This window comes from Qiania dongpingensis (assembly GCF_014337195.1).
Taxonomy (GTDB): Bacteria; Bacillota; Clostridia; order Lachnospirales; family Lachnospiraceae; genus Lientehia; species Lientehia dongpingensis.
Map to the genome: position 1 here is coordinate 530,876 of NZ_CP060634.1, position 20,009 is coordinate 550,884.

The window sequence follows — 20,009 nt, forward strand, 5'->3', positions numbered from 1 at the left end:
ATACCCCTTTACAGATAAGGGGTATAATCCTGATATCGATATTTGAAAATTGAAAAACTTATATTCATCTGCAGTCTGTCGAAAATCGTCTGATACCGGTTCACCGTATCCTCATCTATTCTGGGCCGCTCCAAATCTTCTTTAATCCGGTACCCGGCCTTTTTCGCCTCCCGTACTACCAGGTTAAATCTGCCTGACGTAAAAAGGCTGCTGTAGTTAAGTGCTTCATCTCCTGTCACTTCTTTTATCCGTTTAAAGGAATTCCGAAAATTCCGGATCATTCCTTCCTCGCTGTCCTTCCTGGAACGGCTCTTCCAGATGGAATCCGGAAGAAACGAATATTTAAGACGGACCAGTCTTTTGTTTCCCACATACTCTTCCAGCTTGTAACAGCTGAGAAGCGCCCTGGCCAGCCTGCCGCTGATATTTTTGCAGGTGTCGTCTGCCAGTGAAATACGGTAGCCGTCTCCCTCTTCTATAATGTCATCCTTTTGAAGATAAACCAGATTTTCAAAGCATTTTCCAGCTATTCCTTCGTAGATGGACATCAGGATGGGAAGGTCATTCACGCCGGCTCCGGAATGCCTGACCAATTCCACATATTCCTCATATCTTTCATCGGAAATATAGTACCTGGTCTTATAGGATTCCATCTTGGACAAAAGGTAATCATTGGGACACAGGCTCTTTCCCAGGTAATTGATCTTGCAGTATCCCTTTACCTGGCACCATTCCAAATATCGGGACAACCTGTATTTTTCTCCAAGCAGCGTCTTCTGATTATCATAATTTGTTATAAGGAAATGGATCAGTTCCTCTCCATCCATGGCGCACAGATCCTTCCCCTTTTCTTCTTCATAGGGCTCTGTCTTATGAAAAAGGTTCTTCAGTCGCATATATGTGGCATCCTGGAAATTACTTCTATAAAAGTCCAGAAATTCTTCCTTCTGCTTTTCGTTAAACATGCCGCACCATCCTTCTCGATCTCACTCATGCCGAAAACGGACAAGCAAATCACTTTCTGCCCGAATATCCACATCATAGCATGATGGCAATTCTATGTCAAGTGTTTTCTCAGGAATAACGTATAAACAAAAGTTCAAGAACACCCTTACAGCCTATCCATTCATTTTTCAAAGTACTATCCCTAAAGAATACAGATTTTTCTGTCCTGTTATATAAATTATACCGTATTTGCCGTTCTTTCTGTACCCATCTCGAACTTATGTTTGTTCCATGTCTTCTGTCAAATGTAAACGGTACCTTGCCCATCCGGCTGTTACACTTCGAGTATCAAGGTATCACCGGAATACAGTGATGTCAATAAATTGTCGAAAAGTGGTAGGAATAAAGGACATAAATATTATCCTTGCATTATACATTATTCCTGAAAATCGTCTTGACGTATAATCCATATAATGATATGCTCTTATTTATCCTACCTTTTATTTTCTCTGCTTTATACGTCATTCCTGAAATTATACTATACTGCTGACCAGAGGTTAAAAGGTAAATTGATGCCAGACAGAAAGGAGGTATATTTTACGTGACGATTTCAGATGATAACGAACGGCGGCGAATGCATATGCTCGCCGGAATGGGCAAGCCCTCTCCCAACTTAACTGATCCCCAGTGGCAGCTGGAGTTTCAATTTTTAAAATCTCATATAGTTTCATCAAAGACAGTGCCCTGTCAGAACGCCGAATACCAAAGCTACAGGGATTTTATAGAAGATACCCTATCTTGGATACGCCGCGGTCATACTGCATATGTATTTTTTGCCTATCAGATATATGATCTGCTGCTCTTTGAACGAGACCGATTGTACACTCGTTTGATCCGCGATGAAGGAATCTATCCGTATTTTGGGGTTTGGCTCCAAAAGGAAAGGAGGAAATAAAACTTGCTTGACACACAGATCAGCCTTTATTCCGTGGACACCGGAAATTTCTACAGCAGTACGGAAGCATACCTACACTGTATGAACTGCCGTTACCGACAGGAAAGGAATTCTGCCACTTTAATGCTTTCCCAATATGAGGAACTTCTTTTCAGATACGGATACGATTCCGAGGACTTAAAGAATCTCCGTGCCGGAGATATCGGCAAAATGAAACTCCTGCCGGGTACTTCCCATCTGTTATATGAATATCTGAATTGGAACCGCCGGATCGTCCACAAGAGAAAAAAAGCGAAAGAATCCAAAGAAAAACTGCTTCTGCTCTTGTCGAATAAGGTTCTTCAAAATGAACGCACCCATGGACGGGACCATACCCGGAGCATACGGGAGGGCAGCCTGAATGACAGCAGCGTCATATCATTGTTTGATTCCTCCCTGACTCGCATGATGGGGATTAAAATGGGGGAACTGACCGATGACATTATGGTAGTCCAGGTATATTACTTTTCCATTTTTAAAGATATATCGTATTTCGGCTTTCTCCATCACAATGAAAAATACCGCTATTACACCTCTTCTGCCGGACAGATCCGCAAGAAAAAAGCTGTCTTTATAAAAGAGTCCGCCTGGAACCGCTATGAAAAGACGATCATGTGCGGCTTGACCATCGACAAAATCAATTTAAAGGGGGGAAACAATGTCAACAAGCACCTGGCTTATATGGCTCTCTCCAATTCTGCCACAGACCTCTGGGATGATTTCGATATTGAAAAGACCATCGTCATCGACGATTTTGAGACACCGGTATCCGGCACTTTAGATTTCATTGATGACGAAACATATTCCATTACCAGGAAAAACGATACGGTCAGCATTAACCACACAGACGGCGCCGGAATGATGCTGCCTTCCATACTGGAACGCAATGTCATGTTCCGGGCTCCATGGATAAAAGGGCTGCTCTGTGTATTTGATTTCCGGTCCTTCATAGAAGAAAAGGGATATTCCCCCATTGTCCGGGATATTTATGGCCGGGAACACAACCTGGTATCCGAGGACATCCAGATTATCTTTACCCGGAGCCAGTTCAAGATGCACCGCTACTACAGCTCCTGGGAAGAATACATAGGCTTCTATAAGCAGTACAACTGTACCGCCGGGCTCTGCAACCCAGAAGAAAAACACATTAAAAATGCAAAGATCAACTATCAGATGCTCCAGACCCTGACGGATATCTCCCCGGATGAGGTCCGTCTTCTGGCGGAAAAATCCGTGGACAAGCTTGATCATATGTGCTCCTCCGTCGAAAGCCTCATGAAAATATTCGGCATCACTCCTTATAACAGCCATATGACCAATTTGCAGAACGCCGTGAAATTATATCCTGCCCTGCTGGACGATCCATATCTGAAATCCATAGTCCGGGGCATGAAAGACCGGATGGTCCGGGAATATAAATCCGGGCGCCTGGAGATTGACGGCAAATACACATTCATCCTCCCGGATCTTTATGCCGCGTGTGAACACTGGTTCGGCCATGTGGACCGGCCCTCAGGCCTTTTGGATGACGGGGAAGTATATTGCCGTCTGTATCCCGGAGCTGAAAAATTAGATTGTCTGAGAAGCCCTCATCTATACAAAGAACATGCCATCCGATATAATGCCGCTGCCAAAGCACACTCTTCCAAAAAGCAGCTCCTGAAAAAATGGTTTGTCACCGACGGTCTGTATACCAGCTCCCAGGATCTGATCAGCCGGCTTCTCCAGTTCGACGTGGATGGGGATAAGGCGCTCGTAGTTGCCGACGAGTATCTCCTCCCCGTCGCCGAACGGAATATGAAAGGGGTCGTCCCTCTTTATTACAACATGAAAAAAGCCGCTCCATGTTTTTTAAATCAGGAAAGCATCTATCAAGGGCTGAACGCGGCATTTACCGGAGGAAATATCGGCATTTACAGCAATAACATAGCAAAAATCTGGAATCATGAGGTCTTTCTCACTGGAACCAAACAGGAAAAACAGAATGCCGTGGATGCCGTTAAGCTTCTCTGTATGGAAAATAATTTTGTCATCGATTATGCGAAAACCCTGTACAAGCCCAAACGGCCAGATGAAAAGAACCATCTGATAAAAGCCTATACACAGGCGAAACTGCCCGCGTTCTTTCTCTATGCTAAGGACAAAACAGAGGATCAGGTAGCCGCCTGCAACGGAAGCCTTGTAAACCAGCTCCAAAATCTCATCCCCAACCCCAGGATGAATTTCCGAAAAGCCGGAATCCCCAAACTGGATTACCGCAGGCTCATGGCAGATCCGGAAATAGAAATCGATCCGGAAGTAACGGCACTATATACGAAATTAAACCAGCAGTACCATTTCAAGATCAATATGCAGGATGAGTACATTCATAACCTGGAATATCTGGCCCGGGATATGCGAAATCGGCTGAGCGTCTTCGGCCACACGAATCAGGAGCTGTCCGATATGCTGGTAAAATATCTGTACGGCAAAGAATCCAAGTCCAAAGAAGCTCTCTGGTTTTGTTACGGCTCTTATATACTGGATGCTCTGAAGCGGAACCAAAGTCCAGGAAACACAAAGCTCATCCAATGTATGGACTGCGGTGAATGGTTCGAAGCCGGTATCCATTCCAAGAGCTGCCGCTGTGAATCCTGCCGAAAAGAATACCGGAAAGCCTGGGACCGGGAACGAAAAAAGAAACGGCCTTGATTCCACTCTTCTTCCTCAGATAAAATCGGCCGACGTCTTCGGCCTCTTATTGACAAGTGAAAAGAAAAACAACCGTAACCCTCGGATTTTATTATGGCCTCTACTATGGAAGCACACTCCTGCGCTTCCATAAGCGGCCTGAATCTATATTTTATGACAGGCGGTGAATGAAATTGACCATAACACAAGAAATGCTGATCCGCCGCATAGCGGAAACGGAACACAGAGATATCGCGACTGTCCGGAGCATCTTTGACTCCATGGAACAGCTGGTGGTGGAATATTTATCTTCCACACACCCGCAGCAGGATATGACCCTTAAACTATTTAAAGGCCTGAGCCTGGAATGTACCTATATTCCTGCAAAGGTAATCAACAAGGGTATGTTTCAGAGTCTCAAAAGCTCTCCGAAAATCAAAGCAAAGGCATCCATCAGCCGGTATTTTAACCAAAAGCTGAATGAACTTGCCAAAATCGATGAGCTCCCTGGTTCCGGCAAAATCGGTAAATAAACAAGGAAAGTGAGTGATAAAACATACTGAGAATCACAAAAAAAGAAGCTATGAAACTCCGTGAGCTGGGTTTTTCCAATGATGTCCGCCACACTTATACCAAGCATAAGGCTTACTACTGCGTGGAGCGGAGCTGCGTTCTGAAAGCCCTTCGCAATTATCGGGAAAACACTGGGATCTCTATCCCTTCTTTATCGTAAGGAGAACTAAAATGGATTTGACATTTATCACAGATATGTATATCCCGCTCGTGCTTCTTGCATGTCTGGTCATCGGATACATTCTGAAAAAATGGATTCAAGATGTGGATAACAAATGGATTCCTACTATCCTCTGCATCATCGGGGCAGTCCTGGCATGTGCAGTCAGCCACACGGTCAGTCTTTCTGTCATCGTGGCGGGCGCAGTGAGCGGTCTGGCTTCCACCGGCCTTCATCAGATGTTCAAGCAGCTGATTGAAAATGGCCCCGCAAATGGAGGTGTTTGATATGACTTTGAATGAGATCAGCCTCTATAAAGCTAAAATTCTGTCCGGAATCTTCCAGTCAGAAATGATTGCCGGTTACCTGCTGGGTGACAGCTACCATGCCGAAACAGCAAAAGAGGATCTAAATTACATCCATGTATTTCCCTACCTCCACATTCCGGACCCCGCCGCAGAAGCGAAGCCATACTTATGTGTGGAGGTAGATATCCCGCGGACGCTAAATCTCGTATATAAGGATATGAAGGTCATGGTCTGGGCTTACTGCCCCCAAAGCATCATGGACCGGGCCGGAAAAGACCAGGCCGCCACTCTTCCGGATCTGATCGCCGATGCGGCGGATACCCTTTTAAACGGTTCCATCGAATTTGGAATTGGAAAACTCAAGCTGGAATCCGTTTCCTATTTTACTCCTTCAGAAGGATTTTACGGAAAACAGCTGACCTATAAATGTCTAGAATTTGATACATGGAAAACAGATGAGGCGGTGAGCGTTTGAACAAAACGGATTTAGAACACCGGCTTCTAAGAGGAAGTGAGCTTTTTTTTGAAAACCACCCGATATATAAAATTTCCCTGGGGGAAATGGTGGATTTCGGATATTCGAAAGCCCAGAGCATCATAGGGATCTTGTGTATGGATGATGAAAAAACAAAAACACTTCTGCCAGAAAATATAACACCGTCCACTTATCTGGCGGTAGCATTTAACTTATACCGGGAACAAAAACATATGGAGACGGGAATTCTGCCCGAAAACGCTGAAGATACTCCTCTGTGTATTTCTATTCCCATTTTTCTGGAGCTTCTTTTCCGTAAACAAGTTATTTTTCAATTGGACTCAGGCTTCATCATTGGCAATGAACCGGATGATTCTTTCATCCTGGGGAGCCACAATTACGGTAGTTTTCGTGAAATCATCCGGGAGCGGTTCTGTTTGACCGATTCCGAAGACTGGAATGAGGAAAACCCCGCCGACGCGAGGACAAAATCCCTGCTGGACAGACGAAAAAAATTAAGAGAAAAAATCAGCAAACTAAAATCCAATATAGGATGTGACGAGAATGAAGGTCTTACGATGGCAGATCTAATCAGCATCTTCGCGGAAGCGGAGCACCTTCCTCTTCAAGATGTCTATAACAAATATGACATCTACCAGTTCAATAATCAGTTTAACCGACTGAAAATAATGGATGATTATCACGTAAATATACAAGCTTTGCTGGCCGGTGCGAAAAGCGAAGAGCTGCATATGCAGCACTGGCTCACAAAAATAAAGCAACCATAATCTAACAGGCCGGTATCATCCGGCCTCCATCTATTTCAAGGAGGATATTCAAATGGCAAATGGTAAATTTGGCGCAAAGGAAGTTTTAGACGCAGTACTCTATGATATGGCGACAGGAAAACCGGTCATCCGGTTCGATACCTTAAAGACCTCTGAAATCGCCGTAACGACAGAAAAAGTATACGCCCGCGGCGGAAGAGGCAATTCTAAGCTGCTCACATGGGAAGTCAACAAAGAAGCGACCATGAAGATCGAGGATGCGCTCCTGTCTCCCAAGTCTCTGGAGCTGGTTTCCGGTCTCGCCAGAAAAACAGGCACAAAATCCATCCAGATGTGCCAGAAAACAGAATGGGATGTCGTAGACGGTATTGCAAAAGACAAGGGTGGAAGTCATCTTCTGACTTGTTCTTCCGACGGTGCTATCAACCTGGCATTTAAACCTAACGAAGAGGTAGCCAATATTCTGGTTTACCTGGCTGATGATGACTGTGGTACTCCTGTAGATATGACAGGCGCAACTTTAAGTGAAAAAGTACTTACTCTGGGATCAGGCGGAATCGCAGCTGCCGGAGGTAAGCGTGTGATCGTATACTACAGCTACATGAGTTCGGATACCGCAGAGACCTATGTAATCGACAGTGAGAATTTCTCCGGCACCTATAAACTGGTCGGCGACACTGTTGTCCGCAATGCTTCTACTGGTAAGGACGAATCCTTCCAGATCGTCATTCCTTCTCTCAAGTGGAGCTCAGGCCTCACTTTAAGCTTCGCTGCAGAGGGCGATCCCTCCGTACAGACCTTTGAATGTGAAGTACAGAGAGAAGCTGACTCTCCTGTCATGATCGAAATGATCAAGTATTAATTATAGCTCCGTCACTTACGGACCACAACCAATATTGTCACAGAGATACACTCCGTGAAACAGATGAATTGTATTGAGTAAAGATATGGTGTACAATTCATTTTAATAATTGTACACCATATTTTTTACGATTGAATGAAATTGACACAACTACAGAAGGGACTGAAAAAAATCAATCAGGAATTTGACTTACAAGCTTTTATCAAAGAAAAATACAAGGATAGAATAACTATAAAAATCATCAATCCAAAACAGGCCTATTATTATATGTCTCAAGATGTATTTCCCCTATGGGTAGAACCAGGCTTTGATGAAAGAATCGTCTTTGTCTTCTTAAAAAAGGATACGGTACTTCTCTTCAAAAAATGGAGAGAGTACGATACCGGATGGAAAATCCGATGACGCACTTCTTCTTTCCTCCCACTTCTTTCTGAAATAAATGATAAACTGGACAACGCCGGAATATCTTATAGTAATGGAGGTAAGAAAAATGCCAAGAGGAAAAAAGAATTATACGCTGGATGAAAAAATAGAAGCCGCACAAAAGCTCATCCTCTCAAAAGAAAGAGAACTGAACGACATAAAAAGACAGCTGGAAATACTTTTAGAAGAAAAGGAAAAAGAAGATCTCAATAAACTGAATAGAGAACTGAAAAAGTCAGGAAGAACCATTGAAGAACTTCTTAGGGCTCTGGAAACAGGGTTTTCTGCCCCTCCGGATTGTACGTCCGAATAGAAATCACGTTTAAAAAGTACCCTATTAGTATATAACGGTTTTCACACCCCCTTTATTACAGCCGTCTTTCCAAAAAGTCGTACCCTATTCATACAGCTTTCTATGCTAATATTAGTTAAAATAAAACTTTATTACTTTCAACTACTATCAGATAAAAGCGGTGTATGAATCTATGAAAAACAAATTACAGCAATTGAGGTGGGACAGTAACTTAAGTCAACAGCAACTCGCGATCAAATCCGGTGTCAAACGCAGTATTATCAGCAATATTGAAAACGGTCATACTACGAATCCTTCCATTGTCACTGCACTGAAGCTGGCAAAAGCTTTAAATGTGACAATTGAAGATATCTTCGCGCTTGACTAAAAAGGATAGGACCGCCCGTAAAGGAATCAAAAAAACCGAATATCTTCACCCAGGCCGCCGGAACAGGCGGTCTTTTTCTTTTATTAACTTAAAATTTTATCTCGGAGGATTTATCATGAATGTGAATTTCGACAAAATAACGCTGAAAAAGGATCTGACATTTTCCGAAATCGAAATGTATGCCAGAATCGTCGCACAAAACGCCTTTGTTTCTATTTCCGGGGATGCACCTGAAACCTTTCAGCAGATTTATCTGCCCACCCACGCGGAAAGGGCACTTGTCGGGCTGTTCTACAGTAAACTGGTTGATGGTCTGATTCTGATTCCAGAAGCCGAAGAAGACACTCCCGACTATCCAGATTATATTGATAACATTGAACTTTACAGCTTCTTTATAAAAAACCGGAGCTATGTCTCCTCCATTGAAATGTACGCCGGGGAAATCATTGAATATGAAAAGCAAACACGGATTCATTCCTTCCCTGCCATTGAAACCAGTATCTGCGAATATCTGAAAAAAGAAATCAAGAAACTGAAGGCAGAAAGCAAAACAGCCAGGGAAATGGAACGTCTGGCCAAAGCTCAGGCAGAAAAAGTAGAAAACTCCAATAAGGTAGAAGCAAAGTTCACTCCCGAAGAGCAAGCTGATATCATAAAAAAAATGAGTGAGCTCAATTTCGATCAAGAAAAACTTGCGGAACATATGACAAAATACGGTTTAAAATCAGATGTAGATATAAAAAACAGCCGGCAAGTCAATTTGTCATAACTTTTCAGAAAGGAGTATGATAAACCATGAGTGATTATCGAACGGGAATTACTGCCGAATCAGATGCTATTAAAGAAATAGATAAATTACAGCAACAATTAGACAAATTTTCTGCTCAATCAATCAAAATCAAACTCGATTTCGATACAAAGGGGATAGACTTTAACAAGTTTAATAAAACCTTTTACAATCTTGGACAGCAGGCTTATGACAGCTACTCTGCTGGCTTCCAATCCGCTGACTCTGCCAATGATATTTTTAATCTATCAAAAGTAAAAAGAAAACTCCAAAAAAAAGTCAGTGGGAGCTCCATAGTATTGGAAGGTCAAGTCCCCAAACAGATTCAGCAGAACAATTCGCTTCAAAATGCGGGTGAGAGGTTTTAAAAATGCTCCTCTCCGACTGTTTATAATAAAAATGCCCGCTGCAATCCGGCAGTAATGCGGAACGAATCTGCGTAAGATATCATTTTACCTGATAAGGGATTGCACAGAAAACAACCGAAACTGGCACATGCAAAAATTGTGTTTCGTCTGATATTGCGAACAGGGTAACTCGTTAATCCTTCGGATACTAAACCATGGAAAATCAGGACATTTATAGATTTCATGGCGGACAACCTGAAAGGGATTGTGTATAGTAACAAGTCCAAGGTATGAGAAATCTGCAGCGAAGCCTCTGTGTCCTAAAGAGGAACGTTCATCGACTATAATGGGAATCTGGAACTCACTAAAACAGTTTCAGAAAGGAATAGTCACGAGCTAAGGTGAACACATCACCTGAAATATCGGTATAATTTACAATATACCTATGTGTTAAATTTTTAACCGCGCAACGCAGTATAGCTCCGATTTATAAAAATAACAATAATAATCCAGTAATTGCATCAAATACTTTATACTATCCAAATGCTGATAATAGTCCCATAGCACAAACATCCGCTACTGCTACTGCAGGGATTATCGCTTTTCTCGAACCGCTCATTTTAGATATTCTCTTAGATATAGGGATAGAAAATCTAAAAAAGGAACTAAATAAAAAAAAGGCAACAAAAATTGAAGGGGGAGAAGCCCGAGAAAATATCAAAGAGATAGACCAAGAATTTAATTCCTCTTATCCTGCCGCTCAAAAAAAAGCAGCTAGGTACGACCAGCTTTTGGAAGGTGTCGATTTAAACGGAAACAAAACAAATAAACTTTCTACAAAAGAATATAAAGAATTTCTAAATTTAAACAACGAATTAGCCGACCTTTACCCTGACCTATCATATCATTATGACACAGCAGGCAATAAAATTTTAGAATTAGGACAAAATGCTGATTTATCCAAAAAAAAACTGTCCGATTTTTTAGAAGAAGAACGCCAAGCTACACAACTTGAAATAAAGGAAAACATACCAAAAGTATATGATGAATCTCAACAAGTTTTTAATAAATCTAAAGATAAACTAGAGCAATATAAAGAAGCAAACAAAATCATTCAACAAATTCAAAAAATGGGAAATCAAGAGTTTGCTTTTGATGAAATGGGTTCTGCTAATATTAACATGAAAAGTGGTAAAAATTCAGAACATTTTAGAAACATTTTTGAAGATGCAGCAATGGCCTCTGGACTTCAAAGCGATATTGAGTATTCTTTTTTTGATGATGGTAATACAGCTACGGCAAACCTAATGAATCTAACTAAAGAAGAACAAGATAACTTTATAGAGGAATTTAAAAAACAATGTGTTAATTTTGCAAATGAATATGCGCTAATATATGGTGATTCTATTGAAGATATTCAATCCAAAATACAAGAAGAAGAAACAAAAAAAGAACAGCTAATAGCTATCTTGCCTCTGCTCTGTTATCCGATTTCACTAAAAGTAATGAATATCTGGATTCTTCCCCTGATACCCAAAACATTATTAAAGCGGCCATAAGTAATATGGATTTTTCTAATTTTGATTATGGCAGCCCGGAGGAATTACAACAGCTAGTAGCCGATGAAATCAAAAATATTACAAGCTCCGAGGAAAAAAAATCCGCTTATAAAGAATTACTTTCCTTGAATCCAAATGAGCTTACTTTTGATGACTACAAGGATAAAATCGATAAGCTCACAGAAGAAATACTAGGAAGCGACGCAGACAATGAACAAGAAAAAATTAATTTTCGTCTAAAATACGGAATCACATTGGAAAGTGCAGATGGAGAAGGTGATGAATTTCAAGCTGATAACCTTTTAAATCAAATTGAAACCATGACAGGTATTTCAAAAGATTCATTAAGCGGTGCTTTGACAGAAACACAAATAGGTATAGCCTATGATATTATCATGAATGATGATGACGGTTCTATTAAAACCTTATCTGACCTTATAAATGCAATTGAGAATGAAGGTAACATGGGAATTGAGCTGGACAGCTCTCAGGTCACAGATGCGGAAGAAAGTCTTAATTATTTAAATGACCAAATGGAGAACGCCGTCACTTCTAAAGCTTTTGATGTCGATGCTTCATCTGTTGAAAATGCCAATATGGCTATCAGCAATTGTCTCAGTCAGTTGGATGATCCAACTGTGATGTCTGTAGATACTTCCTTTGTAAACGGAGAAATGGAACAGACCGCCGGATTATTATACGCTTTCCAAGAAAATTACGGCAACATAAATATCCAAACTGACGTCAGCGCAGATACCTCCTCCGCGGAAGGAAGTGTTTCAGGATATTATGAACAGATTCAACAGCTTCATCCCACTATTCTGGCTAGCTTTGGAATCACAGATACTTCCTCGCCGGAGGCAATCGCAGCCCAGCTCCAGAATTCTAATCCACATGTATCAGTTCAATTAGGTTATCAGGCAGATACCAGTCAGTCACTCCTGAATCCTGTTCTCCCTCCTTTAATACGCAGCATTATGTATAAGCCCAATGTTGGCTTGCTTCCCAAACAATTTCCTATGATTCACCGATATGTCCAATACCATGCTCTGGGATTACCCCTTCCGAGTATTCCATTAAACTCAAAGGGTTCCTCCGGCGGCTCCGTGGCAGGCGGAAGCTGGGGGATCAAATCAGGCGGCACGGTGCTGGTCGGGGAACTGGGCCCGGAAATTGTCGTCGATCCCAGCTCCGGGAGGTGGCACACCGTCGGAAACGCAGGCGCCGAATTCGCTTATCTTCCCGCCGGAGCAATCGTATTTAACCACCTGCAATCTGAGGCACTGTTAGAACAGGGAAGAATAAACGGGCGCGGAATGGCGCTGGCACAAGGAACAGCGCTGGCAGATGGAACAGCGCTGGCAGATGGTTCGTCAGTCTCTTCTGTCGCTTCCGGCAAAAATATTATAAGAGACCTCGCTGGCCTTTCTCAAGCTGCTGCACTTTCGGGCAGCATGGCGAAAGCATCGGAATCCGCAGAGGACTTTAACACTCAGATCGACTGGATGGAAACACGTCTGAAAAAAGTGAAGGATATCTATGACCAAATATCCAAGATCATCGATGATACGGCAAGCAATCTCTCCGCAGAACAAACCATAAATGAGCTCAATGACGCAGTTCAAAGTGCAAAAGAATACATTTCCGTTCTGAATAATGCCGCGGTTTCCTATCAAAGTTACGCCGATTCTCTCGGCCTGTCTTCTGACTATGTTAACAAGATCAAAAATGGCACCATGGATATCCAGACGATCACAGATAAAAACCTGAAGGAACAGATTTCCGAATATCAAACATGGTATAACAAAGCAACCGACTGCTATGATACTGTCCGCAACCTGAACAATGAAATAAAGAAACTGCAGCTTCAAAAACTGGACACCGTTGTAAAATGGGCTGATGCAAGAATTGATTATCAGGAGTCCCTCTCCGACCGAATGAAGGCTTACATGGATCTGGCCGATACAAAAGGTATCGACAATACAGAATCTCAGTATAATTACATGATCGACCGTCAGGTCACCATTAACGGCAAGCTTAACGCGGAGCTGGATAATCTCAAGAACCAGCTGCAAAGTCTCATGAACCAGGGTGTCATCCAAAAATATTCCACTGAATGGCATGACTGGATGTCTAAGATTTATGATACGGAAACAGCTATCACCAAGACCGAGACTTCTGTAGAGAAATTAAAAAATGAACTGTATGAATTAAGATGGGAAAAATTCGACCGGGGTATTGATGTCCTCAAAGACGCTGAAAGTGAATTGTCCGATCTAATCGACCTATACGACAACTCTCTGCTCTTTGATGATAATGGCGGAGCCACAGCGGAAGGAAAAACGATAATCGGCTTATATGGGCAGCAGATTGAACTGGCTGCTCTGAAGTCCCGACAATACGCCGACGCTCTGACCGCCCTGCGCAAGGATTTGAAAAATGGGAATATTTCGCAAAACGAATATAATAAAACGGTAAAAGAATATTCCCAGCTGCAGCGTGATGCCGCAGGCGATATAAAAAAATACAGAGACTCCATAGTGAAGCTGATCACTGAAGGCATTGAGAAGGAAACAGACGCTTATTCCAAACTAAACGATGCAAAGAAGGAAGCGCTCCGAACACAAAAGGATTTAGACGACTATAACAAAAAGGTCTCTGAACAGTCCGGTGTCATCTCAAAACTGGAAGCAGAATACGCTTCGTTGACAGGAGTAAATGGCAGGGAAGCTCAGGCTAAGCGTGAACAGCTGATGCAGGAGATTGCAGATGCAAAAAAGGAACTGACTGAGCTGCAGGAAGACCGTGCATATGACAATCAATTGGAATACCTGGACAAAGATACCGAAAATTTTAAAAAGATGCAGGAAGAGCGATCCAACATGGTCGAACAAGATCTGGATTATCAAAACGCTGCTATCGCGGCAATTTTATCTGAGGCGGAAACTGATTCCGAAGCCGTACTGGCAAGTATAAAAGCCCTTGCAGGAAACTATGGCATGGAGATAAGCAGTGCCCTGACTGCTCCATGGGAAAGTGCTGTAACAGCCATGCAGGAGTACCTGTTAATCCTGAATTCCATGGGAATCGGAATAGGAAATGTGGCGACTGGTTCCATGCATTCGCCCGACTATCTTAAGTCTATCATAACCAGCAATTACAGTAATGCGCCTGGTTCCGTAGGTTCTTTTTCAGAGGATCAGCGATGGAAAGAACTGCAGCATAAGATCGCCACCGTACAGTCTGGTTCATCATCTATGGAAGAAATCGTTCAGATCATACTGGATACCTTCAAAGGCAGGAACTATGCTTCCGGTACCAGATACGCCAAAAAGGGGCTTCATCTGACAAACGAATCTGGTCTGGAAGCAATCATGACCAAAGACGGCCTCCTCACTCCATTTTCCGGCGGGGAAGCCGTATTTAACCGTAATGCAACTGATGTACTTTATCAGTTTGCGAGCAAGCCGGCCGCATATCTGCAAAAGCAACTGTATCCGGTCCGATTCCCGAAGGTCAACCCATCCAATGCCGTTTCTGTACATTATGACAGCCTGATAACGGTAAACGGCGATGTGATTGAAGACACGATCCCTACCATATCCGAGCTGGTCAAAAATGCAGTTCCTGCTGTAAAGCAAAATTTAAAGCAAGAACTCAGGCTGCTTGGGAACGCAGTAAATTATTATCGATAACCTGTTATCTTTCGGCGGTACAAAACGTACCGCCGTTTTTCGAGCTAAAGGGCTCATATATGATCAAAGGAGGAGAATATATTATGGCCTCGCTGATTTGTACGGACTTCTTTTTCAATGGACTGCATATGTCTGATTTTGGTTTTATAACCGCAACCTTAGACTCCCCGTCCATTGACGCCATAGACATCGGACTGAAAAAAAACCTAAAAACAGAAAAAGTCGGTTCCAATCCGGTAAATTATTTATATGATGTTTCTTATGAAGATTCACTCGTATTCCAAACGACAATGGTATACGAAGACGGCCACTGTTTAACCATGGAAGAATTCAGGACCGTCGTTCGATGGCTTACCACAAAAAATTATATGAAAATGGAAATTGACAACGATAAATGCCGGGGAATCTATTTCAATTGTATCGTGTCAGATATTAAAATGTATGAATACAATGGTCTGCCGGTCGGTATTTATTTCGAAGCAACCTGCGATTCTCCTTACGGCTGGGAAGATGTGACGTATAACTATACAAAATCTCCTTGTATTTTCAACAATACCAGCGACGACATCCTAAATCCCGTAAAACCGGTTTTCCACTTCGCTGTATCGAAACCAGGAGATGTAACATTGGTAAATACTACTACTGGAAAATGTATGATTTTGTCCAGTGTCTTAAAAGAAGAAACTTGTACCATTGATACAAAACATTATTTGCTGCTTTCTGATATACCGGAAAGGAATTTCTACGCGGCATTTAATCGGGAATGGATCGATCTCGTCCCAGGAGAGAATACAATCTCCTTTTCAGGCATCCCGTCTCTGACCATATCCGCCAGCCTTCCGAGAAAGGTAGGGTACTGATATGCTATGCGATATGACATTATTAAAAGAGCTTCATAAAAAAACTTTTTATCTGGCATCCCCTGATAAAACAATTCTAGGAGTCATTCCAGACCCTCAAGATAAAAAGGGGACATTTAAACTGACTCCTTACAGCGAAATCTCTTTTTCTGTCCGTAAAACCGAAGAAAACAATCTTATCTATGACCAAATCACTAAAATGCAAAAGGTTTTCATAGAAGATATTGGCTGGTTCATACTGGATGAGCCTACCGTTTCCCTGGACGGCGCCTCGCAGACAAAATCATGCCAGATGTACTCTGCCGAACATGAGCTGACTCACCGGATGCTCCGGAGCTTTTATCTTAACACCAATGATGCAGGTTCCATCGGCAATATGGAAAACGGATTTGTAGAATTTTATAATGCTGAGGCTCCTGATAAAAGCGCCCTTCATCTGGTACTGGAAAAATATCCGGGGTGGTCAATCGGTTACGTCCATCCCCTGCTGGCAAACAAAAAAGCCATTGGTTCCTTTTCTGTAGATTCACAAGACGTGTACAGCTTCCTCACAGATAATCTCTCTAAGGCCGCAGAATGTCTGTTTCTATTCGATATCATGGATTTTACCATCAGTGCTTATCCTTTGTCTCAGTTTGGAGAAACTTTCGATGTGTACCTTTCCCATGACTCACTGATAAAATCTCTGCGCTGTTCTCCTGTGGACGAGGATGATCTGATTACCGCTCTGGCGGTCAGCGGCGCAGACGGCCTAAGTATCCGTGAAGTTAACTGCGGCTTTGATTATCTGTATGATCTGACCTATTTTTATGACAAAATGCCGTCCGACCTGGTATCCTCCTGGAAATCCTATCAGACTAAGTTCAATGGCCGTATCAAAGACTATCGGGAAGCCATCGTAAGCTATACCAAATCCAAAGAATCCGGCGGGCTTCTTCAGAATCTCCTTCCTGCCCAAGCCAGCAGCGAGGATTGGACCGAATATGGCATAACCGCATTGACCTCGCTGCTCGGCAATACAAACCAAACCATTGAAAACTATATTAATATGGGATTCCATGACATTAACAGTGAGTATTATCAGGACTATCTTATATACGTGGAAAAAAAGAATGCTCTGCAAGCGGAGATTTCCAGAAAGGAAGCAGAATATCAGCGGCTGGAAAAAATGGTGGAAGAAAACCTGGCGAATCTGGAAACCATTGCCGCCGATGTCAACTGGGAGAATAATTTTACCCCAGAACAGATTTCCCTTCTGTCCTCGTATATACGTGAAGGGGATTTCGAGGATGATACGTTTCTGACAACTGATATCTTCACTTATGAGCAGACCATTCAGAAAAAATGGGAGTTAAAAAAATATGCAGAGGAACGTCTTTCTGAGATGTCACAGCCGCAATATACGATAGATACCGATTTGGTGAATCTGGCAGAGCTGCCGGCTTATGCCTCCATCTTGAATAAAATCAGCTTAGGGCATCTCATCACCATTATGTTCAACGAATTTATAAATATCCCTGTCCGGCTTCTCTCTTTTTCACTGGACTTTGACGATATTTCAACCGTCTCTGTGGAATACAGCAATATGAAACGCAGCCGGAATGGTATTTCTGATCTTGCCTATCTGCTGGATAATTCCTCCGGTTCTTCACGCAGGAGCGGTGCTTCCCATTCCGGCAAAGGAGGAAGCGGTTCGAAGGATTCTGATGAATATGTCACCCATGAAGAATTGAAAACTCAGCTGTTCAATTTGTCCATTGGCAGCTCCAGCGGAGCATCCTTTTCATCTCAGGAACTGGGTTACCTGAATGCCTTGGTCAACGGCCAATTTGATACTCTGGAAGGAAGCTATCTTGTGACCAAAATCATAGAAGCAGATGAAGGGACCATTGGCAGACTGACTTCTTCCATAATCAGTTCCGGATATGCAGACATAGACCGAATTGTATCCGAAAACGCAGATATCAAGGTTCTGGAAAGTCAGGCAGCCAACATCGACACCCTCTTGTCGGGCAGTGTGGGGAGCGGTCTGATTCAGACCATCCATCTGACTGCTGACAACGTATCCATTGACGATGCTTTCATAAAAGATTTAATTTCATCCAAAATTTCCGTCGGCGATCTGGTCGCTCATACTTCTTCTTCCAATGAGATTGTTCTGATATCCGACGAAAACAACAACCCATTGATTGCCTTTAAAAACGGCACTCAGCAATTCTACGACGATAATGGAAAAGTCCGGGTACAGATTGGCCGGGACAAAGCGGGAAGTTTTTCTTTCGTCTTATATGATGAATCCGGAACTGGTATTCTAATTGACTCCACCGGTATTAAAGAGTCTGCTATCCAGGATGGCTTAATAAAAAACGAAATGCTTGGCGGCCGGATTACCAAGGACAAGCTTAATTTCAATACTGTGGATACAGATGAAAACGGTAAAGTCGATATTTCAAACATTATTGCGGATGGTAAGGGACTAGACGTAAAGTTCACCACCATGGAAGACAAAATAACAGACCTGATATCGGATATCGGCATCGGCGGAAGAAACCTGCTAAAAGAAACTTCAGATATTTATGGCAATATAGCCGTAGATAAAAACCGCGGTTCTCTCTATCCTCCATTAGCGATTTCTGACATGGACCTGGCACCTAAGGAAGAAATTACATTTTCTTTTTATGCTAAATCAGTAAGCGGCAAAAAACTAAGAGCAGAGATTGAATTTAGTAACGGTCCGGACAATAAATCTTCTGCCTTCAGTAAAAGCTTTCTGCAGAATCAAGAAGGTCGCTTATACGTAACTTCTCCGATAAAAGAAGGGACTTCTCAAATCCGCTTATATATTAATGCGGATTTAACAGCCGATACTATAACCAGTACCTCCTCAGAATCCATTAAAGGCCTGAAACTGGAGCGGGGTAATCATCCTACAGACTGGACTCCGGCTCCAGAAGATACAGACTCCCGGTTTTCAGAGATTACCAGTACCATTGACAATGTTTCCCTGACTGTGGATCAGAATACAAAATCCATCGAACAAAAAGTCTCAAAATCACAAATTATCACCGTAAAACAAGATGTTAAAAATGAAGAAGGAGATCAGAGTACCGAGGACGTCAATAAGACCATCATAGACGCTGTTAATCATACCATACAAAGGGTAGAAGAAACCCGTTCTCAGATTTCCAAAACGACGGTCTCAATGGACGGCGTGCAGACCAGCATCCAGGAGCTGAACAATCAGACTGCGGCTACTGCCGAATATCTTGAGACTTTAATAAAAGATTCTACTGTGATTAAAAATACGGAAGATGAACCCATGACAGTTCAAGAATTCTTTAATGACTATAAGCAGACTGCAAGGGAAGAAACCTCAAGAATGACTGCCTTTTTCGAGAATGTTCTCAGTAATGGGACGGCGTTGTCAGGCACCTTTGAAAGCTTTGTAACCCGAACTGCCGAACAATTGACGGCTAGTTTTGTGAAATCAGAAGACTTGGACACCATACGTTCTGACATCTCGCATACCGCAGAAATGACGTCTTTCATGTACACCCGCCATTTCTCTCCTGATACAACGGGAATCCGATTCTCTGAAAACGGGCTGACGGTCTATAGAAGCGACAGTTCCGATTCCATCATCAGCAGAACCGTACTGGATGAAAACGGGCTGACCGGATATGCAAGAATTTCCGACGCGGAAACAAAAATCTTTTATCTGACCGATACCGGCTCCAGTCAAAAAGAAGCCACCGTCGATACAGGCATTATAAATTTCAAGGCCTCTATGAATGATTCTTCCCCTTCCTTCAAAACAGAAGTACAGAATATGACCCGAGGCGGAAATATCAAAAAGGTCTTAGTCTTTATCAAACCATAAAGG

16 protein-coding genes are annotated in these 20,009 nt (G+C 42.5%); 15 read left to right on the forward strand and 1 reads right to left on the reverse strand.

Annotated features, from left to right (window positions below; all coding sequences use genetic code 11):
• Window positions 1-8: 8 nt before the first annotated feature.
• Window positions 9-965 carry a phage lytic cycle repressor MrpR family protein gene (locus tag H9Q78_RS02595; RefSeq protein ID WP_249303440.1) on the reverse strand — a complete coding sequence of 319 codons (957 nt, stop codon included), beginning with the start codon at window positions 963-965 and terminating at the stop codon, window positions 9-11.
• Between the two features lie 581 nt (window positions 966-1,546).
• On the opposite strand from H9Q78_RS02595, the gene H9Q78_RS02600 reads away from it, so the two are divergent.
• The 15 genes from H9Q78_RS02600 to H9Q78_RS02670 all read left to right on the forward strand — a co-directional run bounded on the left by H9Q78_RS02600 (window position 1,547) and on the right by H9Q78_RS02670 (window position 20,006).
• Window positions 1,547-1,900: a hypothetical protein gene (locus tag H9Q78_RS02600; RefSeq protein WP_249303441.1), complete on the forward strand. Its 354-nt coding sequence runs from the start codon at window positions 1,547-1,549 to the stop codon at window positions 1,898-1,900.
• A gap of 3 nt (window positions 1,901-1,903) precedes the next feature.
• A complete protein-coding gene (locus H9Q78_RS02605; RefSeq protein ID WP_249303442.1) occupies window positions 1,904-4,630 on the forward strand; it encodes a hypothetical protein in 2,727 nt (908 codons plus the stop codon).
• Window positions 4,631-4,797: 167 nt separating this feature from the next.
• A complete protein-coding gene (locus H9Q78_RS02610) occupies window positions 4,798-5,142 on the forward strand; it encodes a hypothetical protein (RefSeq protein ID WP_249303444.1) in 345 nt (114 codons plus the stop codon).
• A 211-nt stretch (window positions 5,143-5,353) separates the two neighbouring features.
• Window positions 5,354-5,629, forward strand: a complete 276-nt coding sequence (locus tag H9Q78_RS02615) for a phage holin family protein (RefSeq protein ID WP_249303445.1) — start codon at window positions 5,354-5,356, stop codon at window positions 5,627-5,629.
• A 1-nt stretch (window position 5,630) separates the two neighbouring features.
• Window positions 5,631-6,125 carry a hypothetical protein gene (locus H9Q78_RS02620; protein WP_249303446.1) on the forward strand — a complete coding sequence of 165 codons (495 nt, stop codon included), beginning with the start codon at window positions 5,631-5,633 and terminating at the stop codon, window positions 6,123-6,125.
• Window positions 6,122-6,913: a hypothetical protein gene (locus tag H9Q78_RS02625; protein ID WP_249303447.1), complete on the forward strand. Its 792-nt coding sequence runs from the start codon at window positions 6,122-6,124 to the stop codon at window positions 6,911-6,913. The genes H9Q78_RS02620 and H9Q78_RS02625 overlap by 4 nt, the downstream gene beginning before the upstream one ends.
• Window positions 6,914-6,965: 52 nt before the next feature.
• Entirely contained in the window at window positions 6,966-7,775 is an 810-nt protein-coding gene (locus tag H9Q78_RS02630; protein ID WP_249303448.1) for a hypothetical protein, read from the forward strand.
• Window positions 7,776-8,265: 490 nt separating this feature from the next.
• Window positions 8,266-8,511, forward strand: coding sequence for a hypothetical protein (locus H9Q78_RS02635; RefSeq protein ID WP_249303449.1), 246 nt, complete (start codon window positions 8,266-8,268; stop codon window positions 8,509-8,511).
• Window positions 8,512-8,683: 172 nt separating this feature from the next.
• On the forward strand, window positions 8,684-8,878 hold the full coding sequence (locus H9Q78_RS02640; protein ID WP_249303450.1) for a helix-turn-helix transcriptional regulator: 195 nt from the start codon (window positions 8,684-8,686) through the stop codon (window positions 8,876-8,878).
• 115 nt (window positions 8,879-8,993) lie between these two features.
• Entirely contained in the window at window positions 8,994-9,647 is a 654-nt protein-coding gene (locus H9Q78_RS02645; protein WP_249303451.1) for a hypothetical protein, read from the forward strand.
• Window positions 9,648-9,673: 26 nt separating this feature from the next.
• Window positions 9,674-10,033, forward strand: coding sequence for a hypothetical protein (locus H9Q78_RS02650; protein ID WP_249303452.1), 360 nt, complete (start codon window positions 9,674-9,676; stop codon window positions 10,031-10,033).
• 770 nt (window positions 10,034-10,803) lie between these two features.
• Window positions 10,804-11,571, forward strand: coding sequence for a hypothetical protein (locus H9Q78_RS02655; RefSeq protein WP_249303453.1), 768 nt, complete (start codon window positions 10,804-10,806; stop codon window positions 11,569-11,571).
• A 5-nt stretch (window positions 11,572-11,576) separates the two neighbouring features.
• Entirely contained in the window at window positions 11,577-15,266 is a 3,690-nt protein-coding gene (locus tag H9Q78_RS02660) for a hypothetical protein (protein ID WP_249303455.1), read from the forward strand.
• Between the two features lie 83 nt (window positions 15,267-15,349).
• Window positions 15,350-16,126 (forward strand): phage tail domain-containing protein, encoded by a 777-nt coding sequence (locus H9Q78_RS02665; protein WP_249303456.1) that lies wholly within the window; start codon window positions 15,350-15,352, stop codon window positions 16,124-16,126.
• 13 nt (window positions 16,127-16,139) lie between these two features.
• Window positions 16,140-20,006, forward strand: a complete 3,867-nt coding sequence (locus H9Q78_RS02670) for a hypothetical protein (RefSeq protein WP_249303457.1) — start codon at window positions 16,140-16,142, stop codon at window positions 20,004-20,006.
• Window positions 20,007-20,009 lie beyond the last annotated feature (3 nt).